The following is a 23458-nucleotide window of genomic DNA, read 5'->3' as shown; positions in this document are numbered from 1 at the left end:
TAACTCTTTCTTTAAGAGTATCCGTATAAAAATATGATATACTAAATGGAAGAATTTTTAAATTGAGGGGTTATTTATTTATGCTTCCAACCGATGATATTTTATCTCATGAAAAACGAATAGAAGAACTAGAAAATAAAGTACGTTTTTATGAAGAACTTGTGAATCAATTGCCGCATCATTTCACATATAAAAATCCACATATTGGTTTGCAAATAAAGAAAACAAGAACAAATCATTCCATTCAAAACATACGAAAAGAGAATAAAGAAGCTGATTTTCAACTTACTTGCGATTCATTATTTTTATTTGAACAACTTGAAAAACACTCTGTTCATATTTTTGATGCTTTTTCACATCATGTAACCTTTATTGATAATAAAGGGAATATTACATTATGTAATCAAGCTGCTGCAGATGATTTTGGTGTAATACGAAACGAAATAATTGGAAAGCCAATTCAACAATTACTTAACTTACCTGAAGAAAAAATTAAAGCTATTGAAACCTTAAAAACAGGAACCGAAATATATAATGAAGAGGTTTTAGACAAAAACTATGGCATTATTAATAATCGAATTATTCGCGATTATAATGGAGAGATTTTTAGAGTTATTAGCGTTTTTCATTATTTAAACACAGAACGTGATGCAGAGAAATTTTCATTAGCAGGACGAATTGCCGCCGGGATTGCACATGAAGTACGCAACCCACTTACAACAGTACGGGGATACTTACAGTTTTTACAAGAGAGTGTATCTCCATCCAATAAAGAATTATTTAAACACTTACTTATTCCTGAATTAGATCGTGCAAATAGTATTATTACACAATTTTTATCTATATCGAAAACACGCGAATTTAAAAGAGAACCGTTTCCCATTAATACATTTTTACGTGAATATATTCAACAGCTACTAGCAAGTGAGGTCTTTTTGCATAACATTTCAATTGATTATAATTTTTCTAATGAATTAGATGATATTTTAGTCCATATTGATCGCCATGAACTTGTTCAAGTGTTTTTAAACCTATTTCAAAACGCCGTTGATGCTCAAGGTGAAAAACCTCTTTCTATTCAAATCACTAGTTATCGCCTAGATAACTTCGTTCGGATTACTTTCACAGATAATGGAACTGGTATTCCTCCAGCTATTCAAGAATATATCTTTGATCCATTCTTCTCAACAAAAGATTCAGGAACAGGACTGGGCCTATCAGTAACAAAGAAAATTATTCAAAATCATAACGGTACATTAAAAATGACTAGTAATCAAGCCGGTACAACTTTCACTATTTCTATTCCAACTTTATCTAAAACAAACCATGAAAGAATGAAACAATACAAATGATGGACTGTTCTACAAACTACAAACCAATTGTTACGTAATATATAACAATTGGTTTGTAGTTTTTTATTTTCACTTAATCTTCTTGAAATGATATGAATTTTTCTCTATTTCTTAATTGTTCTTGCTCGGTAGGCAAACTTCTTATTTTTTTAGAAATAGTAGTTTGTCCATCACGAATTTAGTATAAATCTCATCTTAATATATAGTAACGACTATTGATTCTATGAAAGAAAGGAATGAAAGGATAAACAATATAAATAAAGGAAAAGTATTTTATGGTAATGATTGTTGCGAAGTCAGAGCCTGTAGTCATATTAACATCTCTAAGTCCGAACTTACAGAATTCGTTAGACTTCTTCAAGCTCTTAGTCAAGCTATTCAAGCTGTCTTTCAAAAACCTTCTCAAAATAATATCGATAACTTGATTGCTGCCCTAAATAACCTACAAAAATTCCTCAATTGCTTAGATTTGTCTCCAGCACAAAAACAAATTGGAAATTCTATTATCGCTAATCTATTAACTATTTTAAGAACAACACCTTTCTCATGCGGAGCATTGTACGTTGAGCTACAAAGCTTGCTAAGTTATTTAAAGTAGATTGTTGTACTATCGACAAATTAGTTAAACTCATAACAGAGATCCAAACTATTCCTAGTTCAATACGGATCAGATTGCCTTGGAGGAGGTGCTAGTAGGACTCAAGGGGCTTACTGGTGCCCAAGGGCCAGCAGGCTCTCAAGGCGCTACTGGTGCGACAGGTCCAGCGGGTACTCCAATTCCTGTACCTATCGCGTCCAGCGGAAACTCCAACGCACAAACTATATTTCCTGGAACAAACATCCAATTCAATCAAGTTTTTGAATTAAATAATATCACTTTCAACGATACTGCAGATACTTTAACAGTTTTAGAAACAGGCGTATATGATATTAATTTCTCAGCGTCTACAACTTTCCCAGGCTCTTCACCGTTTGGATTCGGTATTTCCTTCAATGGTCAACCACCTACTCGTAATTTTTCAACTAACGTTATCGGTAGTGCTGTTTCTTTCTCTACAATCGTTACTTTATAAGCTGGTACAACAATCGCTGTACAACCTACAGCAACACTATCTGTTTTCCGAATTTACTAATTTTCACTAAATAAGCGTATTTATAATAATATGCATCATTTGACTGTAAATTAAATTTCTCTTTTTATATAGAAAGGAGCACTTATCCTCCCAAATAAGTGCTCCTTCTTTACGTTTCTTTACCTCAAATTTACTCTATCTTAATCCTCATTTTGTATGATAAATAGTGAAGTCAAAGATATGAAAGAGGGATGAAAATGAGAGTTATGTCACTGATACGCATCTGGGTTGCTCTTATGGTATGCATTATTTTATGTGTAGGATTTTTTTTAACTCTAAAATATTCCACTATATCAAAAGCAGAGAGAAAAACAGTTCCATACAAGCTTTTGTATACAAAACAAAGTAACATCCCTTATTCCAATGCAGCAAATAATGAAAAAAAGGTTATAAAAGGAATGCTTATTACGAAAGCTTCTAGTTACGAAACGCTACTTCAAATTGCTGAAACGATTAAAGATCAGTATATAAATAAAGAAATTGATGAAATCACGCTTTCTATCCATAATGAAAATAATGGTAGTTATGAAGAAGAATTACCTTACGAACCTATTAGTAAAGGCAAAATCATTATCACATATGATTCTCAATCCTCTGGCAGTACGAACATTATACTAAACGAGTAATATCATTTCCCAATTGGTATGGGCTAATCATTAGCGGTGAATAAACATCCCTTAATGATTGAAGTTTCACTTTATTTTTCATACGAAAAAGAGGCGGATTTCGTTATTCGCCTCTTTCTTCTTTTACCAAAGTGATGGAATCCACTCTTTCACTTTATCAAACCACTCTTGCTGCTCTTGTTTTCTTTGTTGTTCCTGTTCTTTCCTTCTCTTCTCTTCTTCTTTTCTTCGTTTTTCCTCTTCGATTGTTTGCAATTGTTTTTTGTAGTCAGCCTCTGGTATTAGCGATAACTGGAATGCTTTTTGAGCTGGATTTGCATTTGCTTTTTTCATGATATCCCGGAACATCGTCGTCGTAATTTGACTCCCTCCTGGAACATAATGCTCGCTATCTGTTTTATCATATCCTACCCAAATCGCACCTACTAAATCTGGCGTATATCCAACAAACCATGAATCCTTTGCACCATTGCTTGGACCATTTACAATTTGAGTAGTACCTGTCTTACCCGCCGTATCAACATTATTAACTTTCGCTTTTTCACCTGTTCCCTTTTCGACAACACCTTTTAATAAATATGTCATCTTTTGAGCAATTTTTTCGCTCGTCACCCGCGTCTCTTTCTTATACCATTTCCCAATCGTTTCACCTTCAGCGTTTTGAATTTCTCTAATTGCATGAGCCTCCACTTGAACACCATCATTTGCAAATGTACTATATGCTTGGGCCATTACAAATGGAGATGTACCTACATGCATTCCGCCTAAAGCAATCGGATACGTACGATCTTCTGGCACTATTGGAATACCAAATCTCTCTAAAGATTTCAATCCTTTATCTAATCCTATTTGTTCTAACAGCCAAACTGCTGAAACATTATACGACTTTGCCACCGCTTCATACATTGTCACATTACCATGGAAGGTAAGATCACTATTTTTCGGTTCGTATTCTTTAATACTAAATGGTTCATCTTTTAATATATCGTATACTTCATACCCTTGTTCTAACGCTGGTACATATACAGCAAGAGGCTTTAACGTTGAACCTGGTTGCCTTTTTAATTGAGTAGCATGGTTAAATTGTAAAAACTGATACGGCCCTCTGCCTCCAACTAAAGCTGGAACACCACCAGTTTTTGGATTCACAAGGACCACTCCTGTTTGCATGAGCTGATCTGAACCACTATCTTTAAAATAGTTATCATTATTCACAACATCTTCTACAGCCTGTTGTTTTTTCGAATCAAGCTCTGTATAAATACGATAACCACCTGCTAAAATCTCATTTTGTGTTAATTCGTACTTGTCCATTGCTTCTCTAACAATATAGTCTACATATTGAGAATATTTACCTTTGTATTTATCATCAACACCACGTTTTAATACAAGACCGGACTCTTTTTCTTTATTGTACTGTTCTTCAGAAATATACCCTTGCTCTTTCATTAAACTTAATACGACATTACGTCGTTCAATTGATTTATTAAAGTTTTTATAAGGCGAATACGCAGACGGCGCTTTAATCAAGCCCGCAATCGTTGCAGCTTCTGAAATTGATAAATCTTTTACATCTTTATCAAAATAAGATTTAGCTGCTCTTTTTATACCCCAAGCCCCTTCACCAAAATAAATTTGATTCATATACATTTCAATAATTTCATCTTTTGTATAAGTACGTTCTATTTTTTTAGTTAGAAAATATTCTTTTATTTTACGTGAGAACGTGCGGTCTTGTGTCAAAAATACATTTTTCGCAAGTTGTTGTGTAATTGTACTTCCCCCTGCTACAACTTCTCCTGCTGTAATATTTTTAAAAACCGCACTTATAATTCCACTATAGTAAATACCGTGATGGTTAAAAAACTCCTTATCTTCTACTGCAACAATTGCCTGAACCATAATGTTAGGAATATCTTTCCTTTTTACGCCTTCTGTTTTAGAAGAAGCCAATTTAGTCGCAACTTCATTGTTTGCATCATAAATTAAAGTCGGTTGCGGAACAGCTTGTTTTAATTCAGATATGTCTTGAATGGAAATTATTATATTTATAGCAATAAATAGAGTAACGAGTAAACTGCCCAATACAATTAATGAATTGCGTAGTTTCTTCCTCTTATTGAACCACTCAAGCGTTTTTTTTAAGTGAGTGTTCTTCAATTTCATTCGTTCACTTCCTTCGTTTGTTTACACTCTTCTTTTCAAAAGGAAGAATATGCCTCCTTTTAAATTTATTATAATAACGTAGTCCTTCCTATAGTGTAAAGCTTTTCTTTCACATTCATACTTTTTGCAAGAAAAGGACATTCTACAAGTAAGATATTCAATATCGATTATTAATATTATTAATACAACAATGAGAGTTATGTTAAGTTTTTGTAAACTTTTCGATAAAATGTTTTAAAAAACGACAGTTTTTTGTTAGAATTGACTAGCCAATATATTTTACATATATTACTTTTGTGGGGGTAACTAATAATGGTCTTTAAATCAAAAAAAGATAAATTTTCTGAAATGTTAATGAATGTTTCTGAAAATTTAAAAGAAGGCGCGCAATTTTTCGTGGAGTATAAAATTAAAAATGCTAGCGATTTAAAAGAGTTTTCTATGCGCATGAAAGAATATGAGTCAAAAGGTGACTCATTTATTCACGAAATCATTATGGAGCTAAACAAAGCGTTTATTACTCCTATTGAACGTGAGGACATCCTACAACTTGCAATGAGTATGGATGATGTATTAGACGGATTAGATCACAGTGCTGGTCTGTTCGAAATGTATTCTATTACAGAAGCTGATGAATACATGATTAAATTCGTAGAAGCAATTAATCAATGTGCAATTGAAATTGCAAACTCTGTTGAACTACTGTCTAAAAAGAAGTTGGTCGACATTCGTACGAACGCGATTAAGATTAAGGATTACGAATCACAATGCGATGATATTCGTCGTCATGCGATTAAACACTTATTCTCTCGTGAAAAAGATCCGATTAAGATTATTCAATACAAAGAGATTTACGAAGAGCTTGAAGAAGTAGCTGATAGCTGCCAAAGCGTTGCAAACGTATTAGAAACAATTATTATGAAGAACGCGTAAGGAGTTTGATCATGGATACACTCTTGATACTGACCGTTTTAGTAGTCATTTGCGCTTTAGCTTTTGACTTTATCAATGGATTTCACGATACAGCAAACGCTATTGCAACGGCTGTTTCAACAAAAGCTCTAAAGCCTAGACATGCAATTATTATGGCAGCTATTATGAACTTTTTAGGTGCAATGACATTTACAGGTGTAGCAAAAACGATTACAAAAGATATCGTTGACCCATTTGCTTTACAAAATGGTTCTCTTGTAATTTTAGCTGCTTTACTTGCGGCGATAGCTTGGAACTTAATTACTTGGTACTACGGTATCCCAAGTAGTTCTTCGCATGCAATTATTGGCTCAATCGCAGGTGCAGCTATTGCTGCTGCTGGTATTAGTTCATTAAACCTTAAAGGATTCATTAAAATTCTTGAAGCTTTAATCATTTCACCGATTATCGCTTTTGTTATTGGTTATATCGTATACAGTATTTTTAAAGTGGTCTTTAAAAACTTTAACTTAACGAAAACGAATAAAAATTTCCGTATATTCCAGATTTTCACTGCAGCATTACAAGCTTATACACATGGTACAAATGATGCACAAAAAGCAATGGGAATCATTACGATGGCTCTTATGGCCAATAACTATCATACTTCTAGCGACATCCCGTTCTGGGTACAATTATCTTGTGCAATTGCAATGGGTCTTGGTACTTCTGTCGGTGGATGGAAAATTATTAAAACTGTCGGTGGACAAATTATGAAAATTCGTCCTGTAAATGGTGTAGCTGCTGATTTATCATCATCACTTGTTATTTTCGGTGCAACATTCATTCACTTGCCAGTTAGTACAACGCACGTTATCTCTTCTTCTATTTTAGGGGTTGGTGCTTCTCATCGTGTGAAAGGTGTAAAATGGGGAACTGCAAAACGCATGTTAATTACTTGGGTTATTACACTTCCTATTTCAGCTTCATTAGCTGCGTTATTTTACTACTTATTACACTTAATCTTTTAATCAAAAGTCGTCTTCCTTATTTTTCCAGGAAGACGACTTTTTTGTGAACAAGCCTATTTCTTATTAAAAAGCGTGTATAATGATTGATGGATAAGTTATATAGAGGAGTTGGCAATTTTGGAATACATCATGTTACTTTTCATCGGATTAATCGCTGGGACCGTTGGGAGCCTAGTAGGGCTTGGGGGCGGAATTATTATCGTTCCGTTATTAATTGGATTACACAGTTTATCACCACAACTCGCAGTAGGAACTTCTATGGTAACAGTCGTTTTTACAGGACTGGCTTCTACCCTTACGTATATGAAGCATAAACGGGTGGATTATAAAAGTGGACTTATTTTATTTATCGGGAGTGGCCCTGGTGGTATTATCGGATCATGGGCAAATAAATTTTTAAACCAAGATACATTTTCTTTATATTTTGGGATTTTCCTTATTTTCGTATCCATTCTTCTTATGCTACGAGACAAATTAAAACCTCTTTCCTTATCAAATATGTCTGTCATTAAGCGGTCTTTTACAGATAACAAAGGAAATACTGTACACTATCAATTCCCACCGTTTCTTGCTATCTTTATCGCCTTTATAGTTGGGTTTATATCTGGATTATTTGGAATTGGTGGCGGTGCCTTACTTGTTCCAGCGATGATGCTTCTTTTTGCATTCCCAGCACACATTGCTGTGGCAACTTCGATGTTTATCGTATTTTTATCAGCAATTGTAAGTTCTGCAACTCACATCTCTCTTGGAAATGTTAGCTGGACTTATGCATTAATTCTTATTCCTGGTGCATGGATTGGCGGAAAAATCGGGGCTTATATTAATACAAAATTAAGCGGTAATGCCGTAATTAATTTATTACGTATCACATTAATAATTCTTGGAACTAGATTAATCATTACTTCACTTTTATAACGCGTTCTTTCTAGAATGCGTTTTTTTATACACATGAATATAAAAAAGCTCCTAGGAGAACAAATAAAACTAAACAAACACTTAATAGCATAAAATTTGAAATATGTACCTTCTTCAAGTTGATCACTCCTATAGCTGCGACTGTTATCTTTATGATAGCGAAAAAACAGTTCGCATGCAGTTACAAAGTGCTAACAATGCAAAATCATTTATTACAAATTTTATCCTTTTATTTCATTTCCTTGTATAATCTATCGATTCAATAAAAAAAGATGTCATATTGACATCTTTTTAGTGAAGAAGTGACCATCCCATAAAGTCTTCATGTACTTGGCACGCCCTCTTATCGTTTCGATCATATAATTCAGCATAACTATCTGTTTCTTCATCATAGGCCATCGTATAAATAATTTGGCCGTCTATTTCAACGGATAGAACGACTCCACCTTTCATCTCTTCTACATGAATGATAGCATTCGCTGGTATTCTCACATCCGTCATCTTCATCGCATCTAACAATATACTAAACCCCCTACAGCGTATTCATTGCTAGTACTATTACACACTAAATAGTATACTACTGTAATAGCATACATTTCGTCAATGAAATTGCTGTTCAAATAGCATATTATCTTTATACATATACGCTAAAATAGAAGAAATAGAAATGTTTAAATGGGGGGCTAACATTGATTCTACACAAAGGAGATGTACTATTCCGTCAAGGCGAGGATGGTCCTTTATATTTTATAAAAACAGGTTTATTAAAAGTGGTTCGGCTAGAAGAAGACGGAACACCATTTCTATTCAACATTATCGTTCCAGGTGAAACGATACCTCACCATTCTTTAATTTCACCGAAGGAATATCACGGTACCGCTATTGCTTTAATAAAAACAGAAGTTGAACCGATTACTAGTAGCGAATGGTACGATAGACTTCAAGCAAACCCTAAATCATATGCCGACATCGCTATGCAATTACAATCGAAACTAAGAATGATGCAACAGCGGATTGACCAATTGTCAACTGTCTCTCCGAAAGAACGTCTTCATCGTTTACAAGAGTGGTTCACACTATATTTAGGTGACATTCCTATATATGAAATATTAACGCAAACTGAAATTGGTCAACTGATAGGTATACGCCGTGAAACAGTAAATCGGCTGTTAAGAGAACAAATAAAAAACGAGGTAAAATAATACCTCGTTTTTTGCTTATTCAAGCTCACCCTATTGTAAGCTTGCTGCTGGACCAAAAAATTCATAATGAATATGCTCTTGTTTCACACCTAAATCAATTAGTGCAGTATTTATATGCTTCATAAATGGCACTGGACCACAGAAATAAAATTCTGCTTCAGTTGTCGGAATAATAGTTTGTAACCATTCACCTTCAATGAATCCTTCTTTATCAAAGTTTTTCATTTCCAAATCTTTTTCAGTCGGCGCAGAATAGCAAGTGTATGCTTTAACTTGTTCGTATTCATTGTCTACTGCCTTAACGTGTTCTTTCATCGCATGTGTAGTACTATTTATCGCTGCATGAACAAAATATACATTACGTTTTGAGTCTTGTTCAATTAACGTATTTAGCATACTCATCATCGGTGTAATACCTACTCCACCACTAATTAGTACAACTGGTAATGTTGAATCCATATTTAATACGAAATCTCCCGCTGGTGCACTTACTGGCAGAATATCTCCTTCCCCTACATGATCATGTAAGTAATTAGATACTTTACCACCTGGTGTATCTACACCTTCTTCTTTTTTTACACTAATACGATAATATTCTTTTCCAGGAGCATCAGATAAGCTATATTGACGATTATGTGTATATGTTTCACCTTTAATATTTATTTGAATTGTTACATATTGTCCTGGGATGAATGAAGAAACTTTCCCGCCATCTTCAGGTTTTAAATAAAATGATGTAATAACGTCACTTTCTTTCACTTTTTTAACAACTACAAAGTTTCGGAAATCTTTCCATCCACCTTCTTTATGTGCAGCCTCTTCATACATCTCTGCTTCAATGCTAATGAATGCATCAGCAATCACTCCATACGCTTCTCCCCATGCATTTAAAACTTCATCAGGTGCACCTGCGACCTCTTTAATCGCTCGTAGTAAACATGTACCCACAATCGGATAATGTTCCGCTTTAATACCTAAACTTCTATGCTTATGACCAATTTGTTTTACAACTGGAATAATTGCTTCTAAATTATCAATGTACATCGCAGCTGCATAAACAGCATTTGCTAACGCTTGTTGTTGTCTTCCCTTTTTCTGATTCGTGTGGTTGAAAATATTCAATAACTCCGGATGTTCCTCAAATAAAATTTGATAAAATCTCGTTGTAATTTCAATGCCTTTTTCTTGTAATAATGGTACTGTTGATTTTACGATTTCAATTGTTTTTGCACTTAACATTGTATCCCACTCCTCTATTTCCTTAACTGTTTTTAGTTTAACTGAATTGTATTATACACATTGTGATTTTAATCACTATTAACACGGTGTTTTTGTGAAAAATATATGAACATTGCACTTACAAAAAGCAAATAAGCCAACTAGAATGCTAGCTAGCTTATTATTTGGACTGTATTGCTTGTTCAATTCCCCTTATATATTTCCCATCTCCAAATTCTGTATACCCCCAGATATTCGTTTCACCTCTATATTTATTTACGATAATATCTAAGTCATGGTATACACGATGGGCATAAACTACATACTCAATATTTTGAAGCTCCACACCTTTTTTTACAATTTCATAACTTCTATTTACATCACGTTTGATCTTTTCATTTTTTATTTCTGTATGTATGTTTTTTAAAGATGATTCTTGTTCTTGAAACCATTTCTTTAAATGGTTCCAGTCCCCGTCTGTATAATTCTCTGCCTTACCATAATTTAAGAAATTATTATAACTTTCATGTGTCGTACGAATAAAATCAAGTTTTGTCTCTTCTTGTACCGCTTCTATTTGAGCTATTGTATTTACCCCAGCGGGCTTATTCGCATAATGTAATAGCACTTTCATAAGACTATAACTCGCAATGATCATCACGATTATAATGCTGAACACACTTAGCAATTTCCTCATATACAGAACTCCTTTTCTACTATGAATATTACAATAGAGTGTTTCACTTGTATCATTCGCTCGTAGAAATACAATTCCTGTTTAAATTCTTCCTATCATTTCGACACTATTTTTCTACACATTTCGCCTTGGCAAATGCTCCTGTAAAACAATATAACCTTCATAAGCTGTATAACCAAGTATAGCTATTAATCCGATATAACAAGCGAATACTGTCCATTTCGTTTTCGCATCAACTTTATAATAGTTTTCTTTTTGTACTTTTTCTTTTTCCCATTCATTTAATTGTCTTTCCGCTACTTCAAATGCCTCTCTGATGTGAATTGTATACTCGTCTTTTTCATTCTCATATGGAACATAATCTAGCGGCTCAAACTTCGGAAAAAGATGCTCTAGCACTTCCATTCTTTGAAGTTCCCCTGTTTTTAATTCTTTTTCATGCTCTCTTTGTCTTAATACATTCATCTCATGATGCATCATATATATAGTCCGATGCACAGCACCAGTTTCTTTTAGTTCCTCTTCAAGCTTAGCAACATATTCTTTCATTCCATCAATTCTATAACCTAATTCTTTAATCGGCTCATCTCTCTTTATTACTCTATATAGTTCCATACAGCCGATAATGAAAATAAATCCTCCCAAAATACTTTTAAAGTAAATTGAATAGCCTAGCAATAAAACAAGCCCTGCCCCCCAAATTTTCGTACTTACCACTGAAATAATTCGGCCACCATCTAGCGGTGAAACGGGAATTAAATTAAAGAAATTAATCATACTTCCAAGCAAAATAACAAGTGCCCAAAACGGCTCTTTTGTGATCATATAAAGTGGAATAGCTGGTAAAAATGAAAGTAATCCGAAAAGAGGCCCCATATAAGCAATATACGCTTCATCTTTTGCGTTTTTCGGCAGCTCTTTCATTCCAATAAGAGCCCCCATAAATGGAATGAAGATTGCCGGTGATGTAGGTATCCCTTTTCTTCTTGCCGCCCATAGATGACCCATTTCATGAACAAATAACAAATAAACAAGTGCTACCCCAAATTTCCAACCATATATAACTGCGTATGCACCAAGTGATAGAAACATACTAAATACAGTTGAAAACTTTGCTAATTTAAAGATTGCGAATACCCACTTTAGCTTAGATAGTAAAAATAACCCTATTGCAACAATAATTCCCCATAATCCTTTTTTATTATTTCTCATGTCCCTCTCCTTTATCTTATTGAAATGAGCTATATGCACCCATTTCAGTTTATTCTATTCTCTATTATGACACATTTTTTTCTTTTCTTAGAAATAATGTTTATATCATCCATTTTTAGACAAAAATACAAATGAAAGGAGGTAGATACAAATGAAATTACAATCTCTCATTATAGGTGCTCTCTCTTTCTTAGCCTCAACTCTTATTTTTTATACCGTTAGCTACCTATTATTATTAGATTGGTTGCCAAATCACTTATTCATCGCTCTTATTATTCTATCCGCTCTTATGATTTCATTTCTTATTACACGAAAATCCATAAATGAGCCATCTGCAAAAGCAAAGTAATAGAGAGGGGATTCTCTCCCCTCTCTATTATCATTTCCTAGGAAAGTCCATATAGACTTTCCTATTCACTTTATCTTTGTAAATCCATTTTTTCACCATACTCTTTAACAATTTGAATGATATTTTGAAAAACGCCTATTTTTTCTTTTTTATTATTTAATATTTTCAAATCATAATTTTCATAATATGTTTCTAATGCTTTTAATTGTGATAATGAAGCATCTTTCATCGGAACAGTAACATTCAATTCATACTGTTTATACCCTTCCTTTACTTTTTCACCTGAAATCATTTCACTCTCTTTTGCTCCAATTAATTTTTGAACCTTTTCCGGGAAAATCAATTGCAAATAATATTCTTGTTCCTTTGCTAACTTGTTGTAAAGTGATTGCGAAATTGTATAACGTACCTTATAATTCATTTTTTGATCCCCTGCTTTAATATGAAACGCTGTAATCTGCAAATCTTTTTTCGTTACTTCTGTTAAAGGATCAACCTGTATCTCATCTTCTTTTTGTTCTAGAATCTTTGGAAATATAGACAAAAGTTTTTCCGTATCTTTTTCATTCAACATGTACATAGCCTTCTTATATTGTAGCCACCCTCGTCGATCTTCTCCTCTTAACCATGCATAATACGTTTCTTTTTTCCCATCTCTACTAATTTGTATTTCATATTCAGGTTCACCAAAGCTACCTGTTATTTCTTGTTTTTCCGCATTATTTATAATATCTATTACGGCCTTAACTTCTGACTCCTGTAACTTTTTCTCTTTATGTTTTTTTTGTATAACAGTTATCCCTATTGTTTCTTCCACTTCATTCACCGTCTCCTCTACTTGTTTCGTTTCTTTCTTTTGCTCTGCTTGACCACACGATGCTAATAAAATCACACATAAAACCATTACATACTTCACTTTCAACTCAATCCCTCTTTTCTAATAAGAAATCCTTATAACCTTCATATAAGAAACAAAAACATGAGATCATATTAAATAAGCTATACTATACACTGAAGGGAGGATTTTACAATGTCCATTAATTTTCATGATGCAAATAATAAGTACACATATGCAACTAGAAATGCCCATGTTTCTTGGGAGGAAATGATAAAAAACATTACAGATATACAAAACAAACAAATAATTGACATAGGCTGCGGCGGTGGTATTTACACGAAAGAACTTGCTTTTATGGGAGCCAAAAATGTTGTTGGACTTGATTTTTCAAAAGAGATATTACAAGCCGCAAAAGAAAATTGTAGCGGCTTCCCAAACATTTCATTCATTCACGGTGATGCACATAGCATCCCATATCCTAATGAAACATTCGACATAGTTATTTCGCGCGCAGTTATTCATCATTTACAAGACATTCCTACATTTTTACGTGAAGCTTCTCGTATATTAAAGAAAAACGGTGTACTTATTTTACAAGATCGAACCATTGAAGATTGTACAATTCCAGGAAGCCCTGAACACATTCGCGGATATTTTTTCTCGGTATTTCCAAAACTCATTGAAATCGAATCAAAAAGAAGACCAAAAACTGCTACTATACAGCAAGAATTACAAAAGCATTCTCTTCACGTGTTCCCTTCGCAAACACAATGGGAAGTACGAAAAATACACGATTCTGTAGAAGCATTACTACAAGACTTATCTCCTCGAACCGGACGATCCATTCTATACGAATTAACAGATCATGAGCTTGCTCAACTTCTACATCATATCCAAATCGCATTACAAAACATCTCTCCTATTATTGAAAGAGATCGGTGGACAATTTGGAGCGGCAGGAAATTGTAAGGAAGGAAGCCTCACAAATGAATGTGAGGCTTCCTTCTTTCATAATCTAATTTTGCAACACTCTTGATATCCTCCACTTCTGGCCTGTGCACTCCCACACTTCGGACATACTAAATATCTAGACTGATTTGTCAACAAACTACCTTTTTGAAAGAGTAAAACTTCTGCTTGTTTAAACGAACGCGAATAATATAACCACATAAAACCAATTATAGCAATAATGCCAAATAATACTCCCATCGCAAACATTTCAGTCACCTCTTTTGGTTTGTTCTTTCCAGCAAGTGGATTGTTTTATTATTCTCTGTAAATTCTATTAATACCTTCTTTACTCCTATAAATATCAACTTTCTCTACAAATTTTACATTTCTCTACAACTATTCACGCCTGTTTTACACTTCATCATTTCCTTCACAATAACAAATATCATCTTCGATATTTCCGCATATACATATATCTTTCAAAAAAACATATTGACTTTCAAAAAAAAACATGTAACAATACTGTCAGAATACTTGAACTAAAATTCATTGACGAGAACGAGTACGTTATAGGACTGTTCCCCAGAGAGTTGGCGATTTGCTGAAAGCCAACGTTCAGTGCGTAGCCGAAAATCATCTCCGAGAAGTAGAACCGAATGTTACAGTAAGTTCTTACCGGCTGTCCCCCGTTACAAGGAACACGTATCATGTTGTACGTTGCAAAGCCGTATACATATAGATTTATTTCTACATGTATAAATTAGGGTGGTATCGCGGGTAAATATAACTCGTCCCTTTCTTTAGGGGCGAGTTTTTTGTGTTCTTACAAATGAATTTTAAAAAAGGAGGAAAAAAACAATGAACACTGTATCAAAAAAACATATTTTTTTCACAGGTCTTATGCTATTTTCTTTATTTTTTGGGGCAGGTAATTTAATTTTCCCTCCCATGCTTGGACAAAATGCAGGTGAAAACTTTTGGCCTGCAATGATTGGATTTTTACTAACAGGAGTTGGCTTACCACTACTTACTGTTATCGCAATTTCTCTATCAGGAAATGGAATGCAGCAACTTGCAAGTCATGTTCATCCATTATTCGGAATTTTCTTTACAGTAGTTGTATACATTGCCATCGGTCCATCCATGGGCATCCCACGTGTTGCAAATGTCGCTTATGAAATGGGGGTTAGTTCTTTCTTGCCAGAAACAATCCGCTCTAGCAGCCTAGTGCTATTTGTATATACAATCATCTTCTTTACTATCGTATTTTGGCTGAGTTTGAATCCATCTAAACTTGTTGATCGTATTGGAAATGTATTAACACCTATTTTATTACTCTCTATTTTCTTATTGTTTGTTAAAAGCGTATTTACACCACTTGGGCAATCAGGACCAGCAATGCAAGAGTATCAAACTTCTCCAATCTTCAAAGGCTTTATGGAAGGCTACTTAACAATGGACACTATTTCAGCACTTGCATTCGGAATTATCGTTGTAAATGCCATTCGCTCTAAAGGTGTGAATGATCGTAAAACCATTGCCATTGCAACAGCAAAAGCAGGATTTATTGCCGCTACCGGACTCGTACTTGTATATGGTGCACTTGGCTGGCTCGGTGCGACTAGCGTCTCTCTCGGATACGCAAAAAATGGTGGACAGCTACTTACTGTTATCGTACAACAACTATTCGGTCCATATGGTCTTCTTCTATTGTCTCTTATCGTTACACTCGCTTGCTTAACGACATGCGTTGGACTCGTATCTGCATGCAGTCAATATTTCGCAACATTATTGACTACATTCTCATATAAAGCATTCGCGAGTATCATTTGCGCATTAGGGTTACTAGTTGCTAACTTAGGTTTAACAAAAATTATCGCCATCTCTGTTCCAATTCTACTTGTTGTATATCCAATTGCGATTGTACTCGTTCTCCTATCGTTACTACATAAATATTTCGGTGGTTATCGATCTGTTTATGTAGGTGCTTTATTCGGGGCAGCAGTTGTGAGCGTATTTGACGGATTAAAACAAGGCGGTATTCCAGTTTCATTTATCACACCCTATTTTGAATTTATCCCTTTATATAATGAAGGAATAGGCTGGCTAGTACCAGCATTAGCCGGAGCTCTTATCGGCCTTACTATCGCTAAGCTAAGCGGTGCGAAAAAAGTTCCCCTACTAACGGAATCCAGCGAAGCAAAAGCATCCTAAAAAAACTCCCGAAAGGGAGTTTTTTTACATTTGATAAGCAGTATGATTAAAACTGCTTATTTTATACGCTTTCGTATAATATTCAATATTTGTATCAACTGTTTCTACTTTGACAACATCATAGCAATCTTCTTGCTTTACTAAAAATAAATAATACTCTTCTGTCGCCTCAATAATTGCAATTTTATCTGTTTCAACATTATATTGTTCACAAAGCGCTTGTAATGCGTTCACATAGTCCCCTAATTTTTTAGACTTATCCATTCCGAATATAGTTTGAACTAACATATACATTCTCCCCTCTGTATGTACTGTTAACAACTTGATGATAACGCTTACATTATTTATCGTCAATAAAAAGATGCAACGATTTTACTGCCAAATCCAAATTGATGCAAGCTAATAATCAGCGAGGAATCTCCCCCGCTGATTAAAATTTCACTTTCCCCCGCATTAACGGGCAGTAAGACTCCCCCCTCAAAATTCAGCGAATACGAGGAAGGTAAGCGGGAGATAACTGCCCGTAAAAGCCCGATTGGTGAAGGCCAATAATCAGTAGGAATAACCCCCACTGATTAAAGTTTCACTTTATCATTTCGTTAATTGATGTCTAAATGCATAAATAACCGCCTGTGTACGATCACTTACATTTAGCTTATTTAATATGTTACTCACATGTGTCTTTACTGTTTTGAGGGCAATAAATAACTCATCTGCAATCTCTTGATTACTTTTCCCCTCTGCAATTAATAACAAAATTTCAGACTCTCTTTCTGTTAACTCCTCATGTAAAGGTTGTTCTTTTTTCTGGCGCATACGAGACATCATTTTGCCAGTAACTTTCGGCTCTAATACCGTTTCTCCATCATAAGTAGCTCTTACAGCGTCTGCAATATCACTTGCTCGGGATGTTTTTAATAAATAACTTGTCGCTCCTGCCTCGATAACAGGATATAGCTTTTCATCATCTAAAAAGCTCGTTACAACTACAATTTTCGCTTCTGGCCATTCTTGAATAATAGCACGTGTCGCTTCAACCCCGTCCATTTCATCCATAACAAGATCCATTAAAATAATATCTGGTCTTAATTGCAACGCTAGCTCTGAACCTTTTCTTCCATTTTCAGCTTCACCAACTACTTCAATATCTGGCTGCGTTGATAAATATGCTGATACTCCCATTCGAACCATTTCATGATCATCAACTAGTAATACTTTTATCATGATTCTCCCCCTTTCTCAATCATAATTGGCACTTTCACTTCAATTTGCGTACCTTTTGCCGGAAAGCTAAGTACTTTTAATGTTCCACCAATTTCATGAACACGCTCTTGCATTGATCGTAAACCGTATGAACCCGCTTTATTCACTCCCACTTCAAAGCCAACACCGTCATCAATAATTTTTAAAATCGCATATTGATCTATTTTACGAAGACGTACTTCCGTTTTCTTTGCCTTCGCATGTCGTAACGTGTTTGATAGAGCTTCTTGTACAATACGGAATAAATGATCTTCTACACCTTTTTTTAATTCAATTGGCTCAATTAACCATTCAATTTTCATATGTTGCTTTCTAGACAGTTCTGTTAATAATTCTTCTATACCCTCTGTTAACTTCTTACCTTCTAACTGTACTGGGCGTAGATGTAAGAGCAATGCTCTCATTTCTGATTGTGCATTTACGACCATATTTTCAACAAGTTGTAATTGTTTTTTTGTCGTGTCTGGAATTTCAGCTACTTGTTCATTAATGGCTGACATCATCATCGACATTGCAAAAAGCTGCTGACTTACTGAATCATGCAGTTCCCTTGCTAATCTATGCCTTTCTTGAGAAATCGCCTCTTGCCTCATCTCTTCATTCCAATGGGCTCGTTCATTCGTTACTTTTTGAAATAATCCCGCTTGCTCCTCTAATCGACGAGCAAGGCCGATTACTTTTCGTTCCACTTCATGGAATTCATCATCCGCAGTAAATGAAACATCGTTCGGAAAATTCCCTCGTTCTACTTCAAATAGAAACGTATTTAATCCTTGTATACGCTGCTCAATATAATAGCCGATTGCATATCCTATAATCCCCCCGATAAGGAGACTTGTGCTCATAATAAACAAGCCAATTGGAACAGAAGCGATGGATTCTTCCCATAATAAATCATAAACTTGTTGCTCGCTTTTCCATACGTACACAATTGTACAAATAAGTGCGATACTCACTGAGGATAACATCGAATAACGAATATACATCCACGAAATATTTTTTTGTTTTTTCATTATACTTTCCTCACTTCCGTATCACCTACTACAAGTGAAGAAATGATTTTTATACGACGAGGAGCTTCTTTATACTGTTCTGTTCTAAATGTAACATTACGATTAAAACCTGTTTCTTCATGCCCTGGCAGGAGTACTCGCCCAACAATTACAGAATGATTTAAAGACAATTCAATATCATACGGTACATATAAACGAATGTTACCAACGACACCTCGAATAACAATTACCGTTTCCCCCTCCGGAATCATAGCAGTTGTTAAATCAATCTCGACATCACAAGCACCATATTGGACATTAATATCTTCAAGTTCATAAATATGATCCATCATTCGTACATTACCTACGAACATATTTTTTATATACGGTTCTGTACGATATATTTGTTTTTCTTCATCTATATATCCCTTTTCTTTAATTTCAACTTTCATTACTTTTTGCTGATGTCCTTGTTGAATCAGTTGATAACCAATTAAAGCTAAACAAGCAAATACGACAAGTACAAACGCTGCTGATGAAAATAAGAAGAATAAGAATACTATACCACCGACAAATAAAAATACATTCCCTCTTACGTAACGATTCTTCTTTCGATAATGTCTTCCAAACATAAGCATAATAAATGCAAAAATTAGACCACCTGGTTCAAAATGTCCAAGTATCATATCAAGAAATAGACCGAATCCAAATATGATGAGGAGCATCCCCATTAATTGTGTTTTTGAAAAGCGCTTCTTCATTTCAGCTCCCCCCTCCTTGTCACATATACATAGAAGAAAAGGCATTGCTTTCCAACACCTTTTCTCCTATCACTATATCATAAGCCTGTTTTATAATATACTACAATTATTTTGTTACTTCTTTCGTTAACGATACTTCATTTTTCTCTTTCATTTCACGCTCAAGCTTTGCAATTTTCATATCAAATGTATCACGCTCATGCTCTTCATTTATACGAAGCTCTATGTCACGAATGTGATCTTCAATTTCTTCGAATCGTAAGAACGGATTATTTTCATCCATTTTATGAATAGCAGTATTCATACGGCGGTTTGCATGCGCCATATTTTCACGAGCCATTAATTCCATACGCTTTGCGTTCATTTCTTTTAATTTATTTTTCATTTCTGAAAGACGACGCTCTAACTCATCAATTTGCTCTACAACACCAGCATACATTTCTTCTAAGCGAGTTACTTGCCCTTCATAATACGCCACTTCTTCTAATGCACGTTCATGCAGTTGTAATTCGCCTGCTTCTTGAGCAATGATAGCTTGCTTTGATCTTTTGTTAACAAAATAGCGTGCTTGCTCAAGCTCACGAGCGAAGTTAGATTTTAATGTTTTATGACGCTGAATTAACTTCTCAATTTTTGTTATTTCACGCTCACTATCGCGTAAATATTGGTTTAACATTACAATTGGATTTTTTCTTTCTTTCTCATCTAACACATTATGAAAATCAGCTAAAATTGCATCGCGTACACGTCCGAATAAAGATTGTTTCATTATAAATCTTCCTCTCTTCTACTTTATTTATAATTTATTGTTTTATTGGTTTATTGTTTTAGTTTTTCATTAATTTGTTCCACTCATCTTCAAAGTTGCTATATGGTTTAGAACTTTCTGAAGCTGAATCAACAACTACATCTTTTTCTTTTTTCCATTCACGGTATCCGTAGTACAAAACTACCAATGCAGCGATACCAATTAATGCTGGTGAATGAGAAAGTGCAATGGATAAACCGATTAAACCAACAATGCCCCAAGCTAGCTTTCCAAAAAATGATTTAGCTCGCACAAATGATTTATAGCTCCAGTACACAACTCCTGCTCCGATTGCGAATCCTACAATACCAGCAAGACTACCAAGAGCAATTAAAGCCAAAATACCGGCCGCGATAAACGCTAGAAATTGTTTCATCTTGTGCTTGCCTCCCTTCGATTTGATACTCTTATCTTAACTATTTTTTCATTTTTCCATAACGAGCTTAAGAACCGTTTTCAACTCAGACTTAAGACCGAGATACATTCAGCCTTCTGTAAAAAACATAAGGTAGAATAGGATGATTCACTCTTTTACCACACATAAAAAAACCGTGCAGAGAATATTCTCTGCACGGTTTCAATTACTAAAGTTATCATTCATATTAAATTATGCTGTTTTATGATACTCTTTTTTCTCCGCCACTTTCGAAAACTTCGGAAATCCAATCAAAATCGAAACAATTCCACATACCCCAACTAAAATTGGATAAAATGCATACGGTAACAGTTCAATCGGAGATAAAGCAGCAAACCCTGCCGCAGTTAACATTTGAGCACCATACGGAATTAATCCTTGCACACAACATGAGAAAAGGTCTAATACACTTGCTGATTTACGGGGATCAATTTCATATTGATCTGCAATGTTTTTCGCAAGCGGGCCTGTAAAGATAATTGAAATCGTATTATTCGCTGTACACATATTCGTCATACTCACTAAACCAGCAATACCGAACTCTGCGCCTTTTTTCGAACGAATATTACGCGTTAAAAGATTCATTAAATATTGAATCCCACCATTATATTGAATTAGTTCAACCATACCTCCGATTAAAATAGCAAGTAATACTAACTCCATCATACCGCCCATTCCAGTCGTTACACTTTTAAAGAAACTCTCCAACGTGTAACTTCCATCTATAAGACCGATAGCGCCAGATAATACAGTTCCACCAGTTAACACAATAAGTACATTCCAGCCAAGTAGCGCGGTAATAAGTACTCCTGCATACGGTAAAATCTTTATCCAATCAAAACTATGAGCTTTAACCTGCGTATCACTTCCTGAAGTAATTATTACTAATAGTACAATTGTAATAATAGCAGCTGGCAATACAATTAAAAAGTTCGTTTTAAACTTATCTTTCATTTCTGTTCCTTGCGAACGAACAGCTGCGATTGTTGTATCTGAAATAAATGATAAATTATCACCAAACATCGCTCCACCAACAACAGTAGCCATCGTAAGTGCAATTGAGATATCTGTTTGTCCACTAATACCTACAGCAATCGGTGCTAACGCTGCAATTGTTCCCATTGAAGTTCCCATCGCTAATGAAATAAATGCACCTATAACAAAAATTCCAGCTACGATAAATCCTGGTGGCAAAATAGTTAACGCTAAATTAACAGTTGAGTCTACTCCGCCCATTCCTTTTGCTGTTTCAGAAAATGCACCTGCAAGTACAAAAATTAATACCATAATCATAATATCCGGATTTCCTGCACCTTTAGCGAATCTTTCTACTTTCACATTAAAACTTTCTTTACGATTCATCACCAAAGCAATTCCTACAGCAATTGAAATCGCTACAAGTATCGGCAATTTATAGAAATCACCCGTAATAATTCCAGAACCAATAAATAGCGCTAAAAATATCCCAAGTGGTAATAAAGCTAAACCATTTCCTCTCGTTTCTTTCAAAGTACCATCTCTCCCTAGTTTCAACCTTTTTTCTAATGAATAACAAAAGACCTCTTCCAACGAGAAGAGGTCTTATACATCTATAAGGAACGCTCTTCTCATCTTTCAAGCACATGCTTGCTGGATTTGGCACAGCACTCTAAAATCGAGTCCGCTGCCGAGGCATCGTAGGGCCAGTCCCTCCGCCTCTCTTTATAAGAAGGTTTCATATTTATTTTTTAATAATAATTTCTTCCCTAACTTTACTCGCTTACAAAACAAAAGTCAATTATTTTTTGTATAGATTTTTTTGGTAATTATACAAAAATATGAATACACCAATCATTTTAACTTTTCGATTTCTTTATCTAATATTGAAATCCAATAAAATTCACTATTGTTTATCGCTTCCATGATCCATTTCGTTGTTTGCCAGGCTAATTCATATTCTTCCTTTGTAACATCACTATTTTTATAAGCGTCCTCTAACTCATCTTCATCCAATACATACATCTTACCATTCGGCAATAGCACTACATCTAAATATAAATCATCAAAATACGGTAAACCCCGGTCGTCTATTTCGTATTCTTTCGTCACATCAATATAATATTGTACTAAATTCCCCTTATTATCTAACATAGCTGTAATCGCAAAGTTTTTCCCTTTTATGAAATACTGAATCCACGTATACTCATTACCTGCGATACAAATTTCTTTACCATCATATTCTTTATAACTAGGTTCTCTCACCTTTTTTATGTCCAGTATTCCTAGCATGCCCTCTTCTACCTGCTTAACCATATAATCCTTCTCTATTAGTCGCTTCCACGAAGAACCGTCACCATATTTACGTTTCATTACGCCCGCTCCTCTTCTATATATAGAAAAGCTCCCACATATATTATGTGA

At 34.7% G+C, this 23458-nt stretch carries 26 protein-coding genes, 1 riboswitch and 1 other annotated feature; of the genes, 11 read left to right on the top strand and 15 right to left on the bottom strand.

What is annotated here, in order from left to right; genetic code table 11:
- Window positions 1–80: 80 nt before the first annotated feature.
- From DPQ31_RS07400 to DPQ31_RS07390, 4 genes are all read left to right on the top strand, one after another.
- The gene (locus DPQ31_RS07400; protein WP_208731730.1) at window positions 81–1352 is read left to right on the top strand and encodes a PAS domain-containing sensor histidine kinase; all 1272 of its coding nucleotides are present in this window, start codon (window positions 81–83) and stop codon (window positions 1350–1352) included.
- A gap of 223 nt (window positions 1353–1575) precedes the next feature.
- Window positions 1576–1950: a collagen-like repeat preface domain-containing protein gene (locus DPQ31_RS29820; protein WP_371410945.1), complete on the top strand. Its 375-nt coding sequence runs from the start codon at window positions 1576–1578 to the stop codon at window positions 1948–1950.
- A gap of 88 nt (window positions 1951–2038) precedes the next feature.
- Window positions 2039–2425: a Gly-Xaa-Xaa repeat protein gene (locus DPQ31_RS29815; protein ID WP_395934097.1), complete on the top strand. Its 387-nt coding sequence runs from the start codon at window positions 2039–2041 to the stop codon at window positions 2423–2425.
- 257 nt (window positions 2426–2682) lie between these two features.
- Window positions 2683–3111: a hypothetical protein gene (locus tag DPQ31_RS07390; RefSeq protein ID WP_001265581.1), complete on the top strand. Its 429-nt coding sequence runs from the start codon at window positions 2683–2685 to the stop codon at window positions 3109–3111.
- Between the two features lie 123 nt (window positions 3112–3234).
- Here DPQ31_RS07390 and DPQ31_RS07385 read toward each other — a convergent pair whose 3' ends face one another.
- Window positions 3235–5277 (bottom strand): transglycosylase domain-containing protein, encoded by a 2043-nt coding sequence (locus DPQ31_RS07385; RefSeq protein ID WP_098106615.1) that lies wholly within the window; start codon window positions 5275–5277, stop codon window positions 3235–3237.
- Between the two features lie 312 nt (window positions 5278–5589).
- Here DPQ31_RS07385 and DPQ31_RS07380 point away from each other — a divergent pair, with 312 nt between their 5' ends.
- The 3 genes from DPQ31_RS07380 to DPQ31_RS07370 all read left to right on the top strand — a co-directional run bounded on the left by DPQ31_RS07380 (window position 5590) and on the right by DPQ31_RS07370 (window position 8138).
- Window positions 5590–6210 (top strand): DUF47 domain-containing protein, encoded by a 621-nt coding sequence (locus tag DPQ31_RS07380; protein ID WP_000231446.1) that lies wholly within the window; start codon window positions 5590–5592, stop codon window positions 6208–6210.
- Between the two features lie 11 nt (window positions 6211–6221).
- On the top strand, window positions 6222–7220 hold the full coding sequence (locus DPQ31_RS07375) for an inorganic phosphate transporter (protein ID WP_000380277.1): 999 nt from the start codon (window positions 6222–6224) through the stop codon (window positions 7218–7220).
- A 117-nt stretch (window positions 7221–7337) separates the two neighbouring features.
- Complete coding sequence (locus DPQ31_RS07370; protein WP_000455752.1) at window positions 7338–8138, top strand: sulfite exporter TauE/SafE family protein; 801 nt, start codon at window positions 7338–7340, stop codon at window positions 8136–8138.
- Between the two features lie 291 nt (window positions 8139–8429).
- Here the strand turns inward: DPQ31_RS07370 and DPQ31_RS07365 are convergent, their stop codons facing one another.
- A complete protein-coding gene (locus tag DPQ31_RS07365; protein ID WP_000883006.1) occupies window positions 8430–8657 on the bottom strand; it encodes a hypothetical protein in 228 nt (75 codons plus the stop codon).
- Between the two features lie 170 nt (window positions 8658–8827).
- On the opposite strand from DPQ31_RS07365, the gene DPQ31_RS07360 reads away from it, so the two are divergent.
- Complete coding sequence (locus tag DPQ31_RS07360) at window positions 8828–9340, top strand: Crp/Fnr family transcriptional regulator (RefSeq protein ID WP_000600584.1); 513 nt, start codon at window positions 8828–8830, stop codon at window positions 9338–9340.
- A 30-nt stretch (window positions 9341–9370) separates the two neighbouring features.
- Here DPQ31_RS07360 and hmpA read toward each other — a convergent pair whose 3' ends face one another.
- The 3 genes from hmpA to DPQ31_RS07345 all read right to left on the bottom strand — a co-directional run bounded on the left by hmpA (window position 9371) and on the right by DPQ31_RS07345 (window position 12467).
- The gene (hmpA, locus tag DPQ31_RS07355) at window positions 9371–10579 is read right to left on the bottom strand and encodes an NO-inducible flavohemoprotein (protein WP_208731729.1); all 1209 of its coding nucleotides are present in this window, start codon (window positions 10577–10579) and stop codon (window positions 9371–9373) included.
- A gap of 160 nt (window positions 10580–10739) precedes the next feature.
- A complete protein-coding gene (locus DPQ31_RS07350) occupies window positions 10740–11255 on the bottom strand; it encodes a hypothetical protein (protein ID WP_208731728.1) in 516 nt (171 codons plus the stop codon).
- Between the two features lie 114 nt (window positions 11256–11369).
- Window positions 11370–12467, bottom strand: a complete 1098-nt coding sequence (locus tag DPQ31_RS07345; protein ID WP_199631729.1) for a site-2 protease family protein — start codon at window positions 12465–12467, stop codon at window positions 11370–11372.
- A gap of 151 nt (window positions 12468–12618) precedes the next feature.
- Between DPQ31_RS07345 and DPQ31_RS07340 the strand changes: the two genes are divergently transcribed.
- Entirely contained in the window at window positions 12619–12816 is a 198-nt protein-coding gene (locus tag DPQ31_RS07340) for a hypothetical protein (RefSeq protein WP_000776283.1), read from the top strand.
- A 70-nt stretch (window positions 12817–12886) separates the two neighbouring features.
- Here DPQ31_RS07340 and DPQ31_RS07335 read toward each other — a convergent pair whose 3' ends face one another.
- Window positions 12887–13738: a YhfM domain-containing protein gene (locus DPQ31_RS07335; protein ID WP_000865657.1), complete on the bottom strand. Its 852-nt coding sequence runs from the start codon at window positions 13736–13738 to the stop codon at window positions 12887–12889.
- Between the two features lie 108 nt (window positions 13739–13846).
- On the opposite strand from DPQ31_RS07335, the gene DPQ31_RS07330 reads away from it, so the two are divergent.
- The gene (locus DPQ31_RS07330; RefSeq protein WP_000026265.1) at window positions 13847–14623 is read left to right on the top strand and encodes a class I SAM-dependent methyltransferase; all 777 of its coding nucleotides are present in this window, start codon (window positions 13847–13849) and stop codon (window positions 14621–14623) included.
- A gap of 39 nt (window positions 14624–14662) precedes the next feature.
- Here the strand turns inward: DPQ31_RS07330 and DPQ31_RS07325 are convergent, their stop codons facing one another.
- Entirely contained in the window at window positions 14663–14872 is a 210-nt protein-coding gene (locus DPQ31_RS07325) for a hypothetical protein (protein WP_208731727.1), read from the bottom strand.
- Between the two features lie 273 nt (window positions 14873–15145).
- Window positions 15146–15404, top strand: a binding site (T-box leader).
- 59 nt (window positions 15405–15463) lie between these two features.
- On the opposite strand from DPQ31_RS07325, the gene brnQ3 reads away from it, so the two are divergent.
- The gene (gene brnQ3, locus DPQ31_RS07320) at window positions 15464–16819 is read left to right on the top strand and encodes a branched-chain amino acid transport system II carrier protein BrnQ3 (RefSeq protein WP_097957626.1); all 1356 of its coding nucleotides are present in this window, start codon (window positions 15464–15466) and stop codon (window positions 16817–16819) included.
- A 24-nt stretch (window positions 16820–16843) separates the two neighbouring features.
- Here the strand turns inward: brnQ3 and DPQ31_RS07315 are convergent, their stop codons facing one another.
- From DPQ31_RS07315 to DPQ31_RS07280, 8 genes are all read right to left on the bottom strand, one after another.
- Window positions 16844–17182 carry a DUF3922 domain-containing protein gene (locus tag DPQ31_RS07315; RefSeq protein WP_131202359.1) on the bottom strand — a complete coding sequence of 113 codons (339 nt, stop codon included), beginning with the start codon at window positions 17180–17182 and terminating at the stop codon, window positions 16844–16846.
- A gap of 228 nt (window positions 17183–17410) precedes the next feature.
- Window positions 17411–18043 carry a response regulator gene (locus DPQ31_RS07310; RefSeq protein WP_000598709.1) on the bottom strand — a complete coding sequence of 211 codons (633 nt, stop codon included), beginning with the start codon at window positions 18041–18043 and terminating at the stop codon, window positions 17411–17413.
- A complete protein-coding gene (locus DPQ31_RS07305) occupies window positions 18040–19095 on the bottom strand; it encodes a sensor histidine kinase (RefSeq protein WP_000744314.1) in 1056 nt (351 codons plus the stop codon). The genes DPQ31_RS07310 and DPQ31_RS07305 overlap by 4 nt, the downstream gene beginning before the upstream one ends.
- Window positions 19095–19835, bottom strand: a complete 741-nt coding sequence (gene liaF, locus DPQ31_RS07300) for a cell wall-active antibiotics response protein LiaF (protein ID WP_000745642.1) — start codon at window positions 19833–19835, stop codon at window positions 19095–19097. The genes DPQ31_RS07305 and liaF overlap by 1 nt, the downstream gene beginning before the upstream one ends.
- 106 nt (window positions 19836–19941) lie before the next feature.
- Window positions 19942–20604, bottom strand: coding sequence for a PspA/IM30 family protein (locus DPQ31_RS07295; RefSeq protein ID WP_098710930.1), 663 nt, complete (start codon window positions 20602–20604; stop codon window positions 19942–19944).
- A 58-nt stretch (window positions 20605–20662) separates the two neighbouring features.
- Entirely contained in the window at window positions 20663–21019 is a 357-nt protein-coding gene (locus tag DPQ31_RS07290; protein ID WP_000808637.1) for a lmo0954 family membrane protein, read from the bottom strand.
- A gap of 231 nt (window positions 21020–21250) precedes the next feature.
- The gene (locus DPQ31_RS07285) at window positions 21251–22567 is read right to left on the bottom strand and encodes a Na+/H+ antiporter NhaC family protein (protein WP_000665472.1); all 1317 of its coding nucleotides are present in this window, start codon (window positions 22565–22567) and stop codon (window positions 21251–21253) included.
- A gap of 95 nt (window positions 22568–22662) precedes the next feature.
- Window positions 22663–22768, bottom strand: a riboswitch (SAM riboswitch).
- A 120-nt stretch (window positions 22769–22888) separates the two neighbouring features.
- The gene (locus DPQ31_RS07280) at window positions 22889–23407 is read right to left on the bottom strand and encodes a ribonuclease FAU-1 family protein (protein WP_000824636.1); all 519 of its coding nucleotides are present in this window, start codon (window positions 23405–23407) and stop codon (window positions 22889–22891) included.
- Window positions 23408–23458: the final 51 nt, after the last annotated feature.

The organism is Bacillus sp. COPE52, assembly GCF_003355115.1.
Taxonomy (GTDB): domain Bacteria; phylum Bacillota; class Bacilli; order Bacillales; family Bacillaceae_G; genus Bacillus_A; species Bacillus_A toyonensis.
This window is presented reverse-complemented; position numbering and strand designations above follow the sequence as displayed.

Bases quoted from the DNA above. Each gene is read 5' to 3' on its own strand.
- DPQ31_RS07400 (WP_208731730.1), top strand. From the start codon at position 81: ATGCTTCCAACCGATGATATTTTATCTCATGAAAAACGAATAGAAGAA.
- DPQ31_RS29820 (WP_371410945.1), top strand. From the start codon at position 1,576: ATGAAAGAAAGGAATGAAAGGATAAACAATATAAATAAAGGAAAAGTA.
- DPQ31_RS07390 (WP_001265581.1), top strand. From the start codon at position 2,683: ATGAGAGTTATGTCACTGATACGCATCTGGGTTGCTCTTATGGTATGC.
- DPQ31_RS07385 (WP_098106615.1), bottom strand. From the start codon at position 5,277: ATGAAATTGAAGAACACTCACTTAAAAAAAACGCTTGAGTGGTTCAAT.
- DPQ31_RS07380 (WP_000231446.1), top strand. From the start codon at position 5,590: ATGGTCTTTAAATCAAAAAAAGATAAATTTTCTGAAATGTTAATGAAT.
- DPQ31_RS07375 (WP_000380277.1), top strand. From the start codon at position 6,222: ATGGATACACTCTTGATACTGACCGTTTTAGTAGTCATTTGCGCTTTA.
- hmpA (WP_208731729.1), bottom strand. From the start codon at position 10,579: ATGTTAAGTGCAAAAACAATTGAAATCGTAAAATCAACAGTACCATTA.
- DPQ31_RS07350 (WP_208731728.1), bottom strand. From the start codon at position 11,255: ATGAGGAAATTGCTAAGTGTGTTCAGCATTATAATCGTGATGATCATT.
- DPQ31_RS07345 (WP_199631729.1), bottom strand. From the start codon at position 12,467: ATGAGAAATAATAAAAAAGGATTATGGGGAATTATTGTTGCAATAGGG.
- DPQ31_RS07340 (WP_000776283.1), top strand. From the start codon at position 12,619: ATGAAATTACAATCTCTCATTATAGGTGCTCTCTCTTTCTTAGCCTCA.
- DPQ31_RS07330 (WP_000026265.1), top strand. From the start codon at position 13,847: ATGTCCATTAATTTTCATGATGCAAATAATAAGTACACATATGCAACT.
- DPQ31_RS07325 (WP_208731727.1), bottom strand. From the start codon at position 14,872: ATGTTTGCGATGGGAGTATTATTTGGCATTATTGCTATAATTGGTTTT.
- brnQ3 (WP_097957626.1), top strand. From the start codon at position 15,464: ATGAACACTGTATCAAAAAAACATATTTTTTTCACAGGTCTTATGCTA.
- DPQ31_RS07310 (WP_000598709.1), bottom strand. From the start codon at position 18,043: ATGATAAAAGTATTACTAGTTGATGATCATGAAATGGTTCGAATGGGA.
- DPQ31_RS07305 (WP_000744314.1), bottom strand. From the start codon at position 19,095: ATGAAAAAACAAAAAAATATTTCGTGGATGTATATTCGTTATTCGATG.
- liaF (WP_000745642.1), bottom strand. From the start codon at position 19,835: ATGAAGAAGCGCTTTTCAAAAACACAATTAATGGGGATGCTCCTCATC.
- DPQ31_RS07295 (WP_098710930.1), bottom strand. From the start codon at position 20,604: ATGAAACAATCTTTATTCGGACGTGTACGCGATGCAATTTTAGCTGAT.
- DPQ31_RS07290 (WP_000808637.1), bottom strand. From the start codon at position 21,019: ATGAAACAATTTCTAGCGTTTATCGCGGCCGGTATTTTGGCTTTAATT.
- DPQ31_RS07280 (WP_000824636.1), bottom strand. From the start codon at position 23,407: ATGAAACGTAAATATGGTGACGGTTCTTCGTGGAAGCGACTAATAGAG.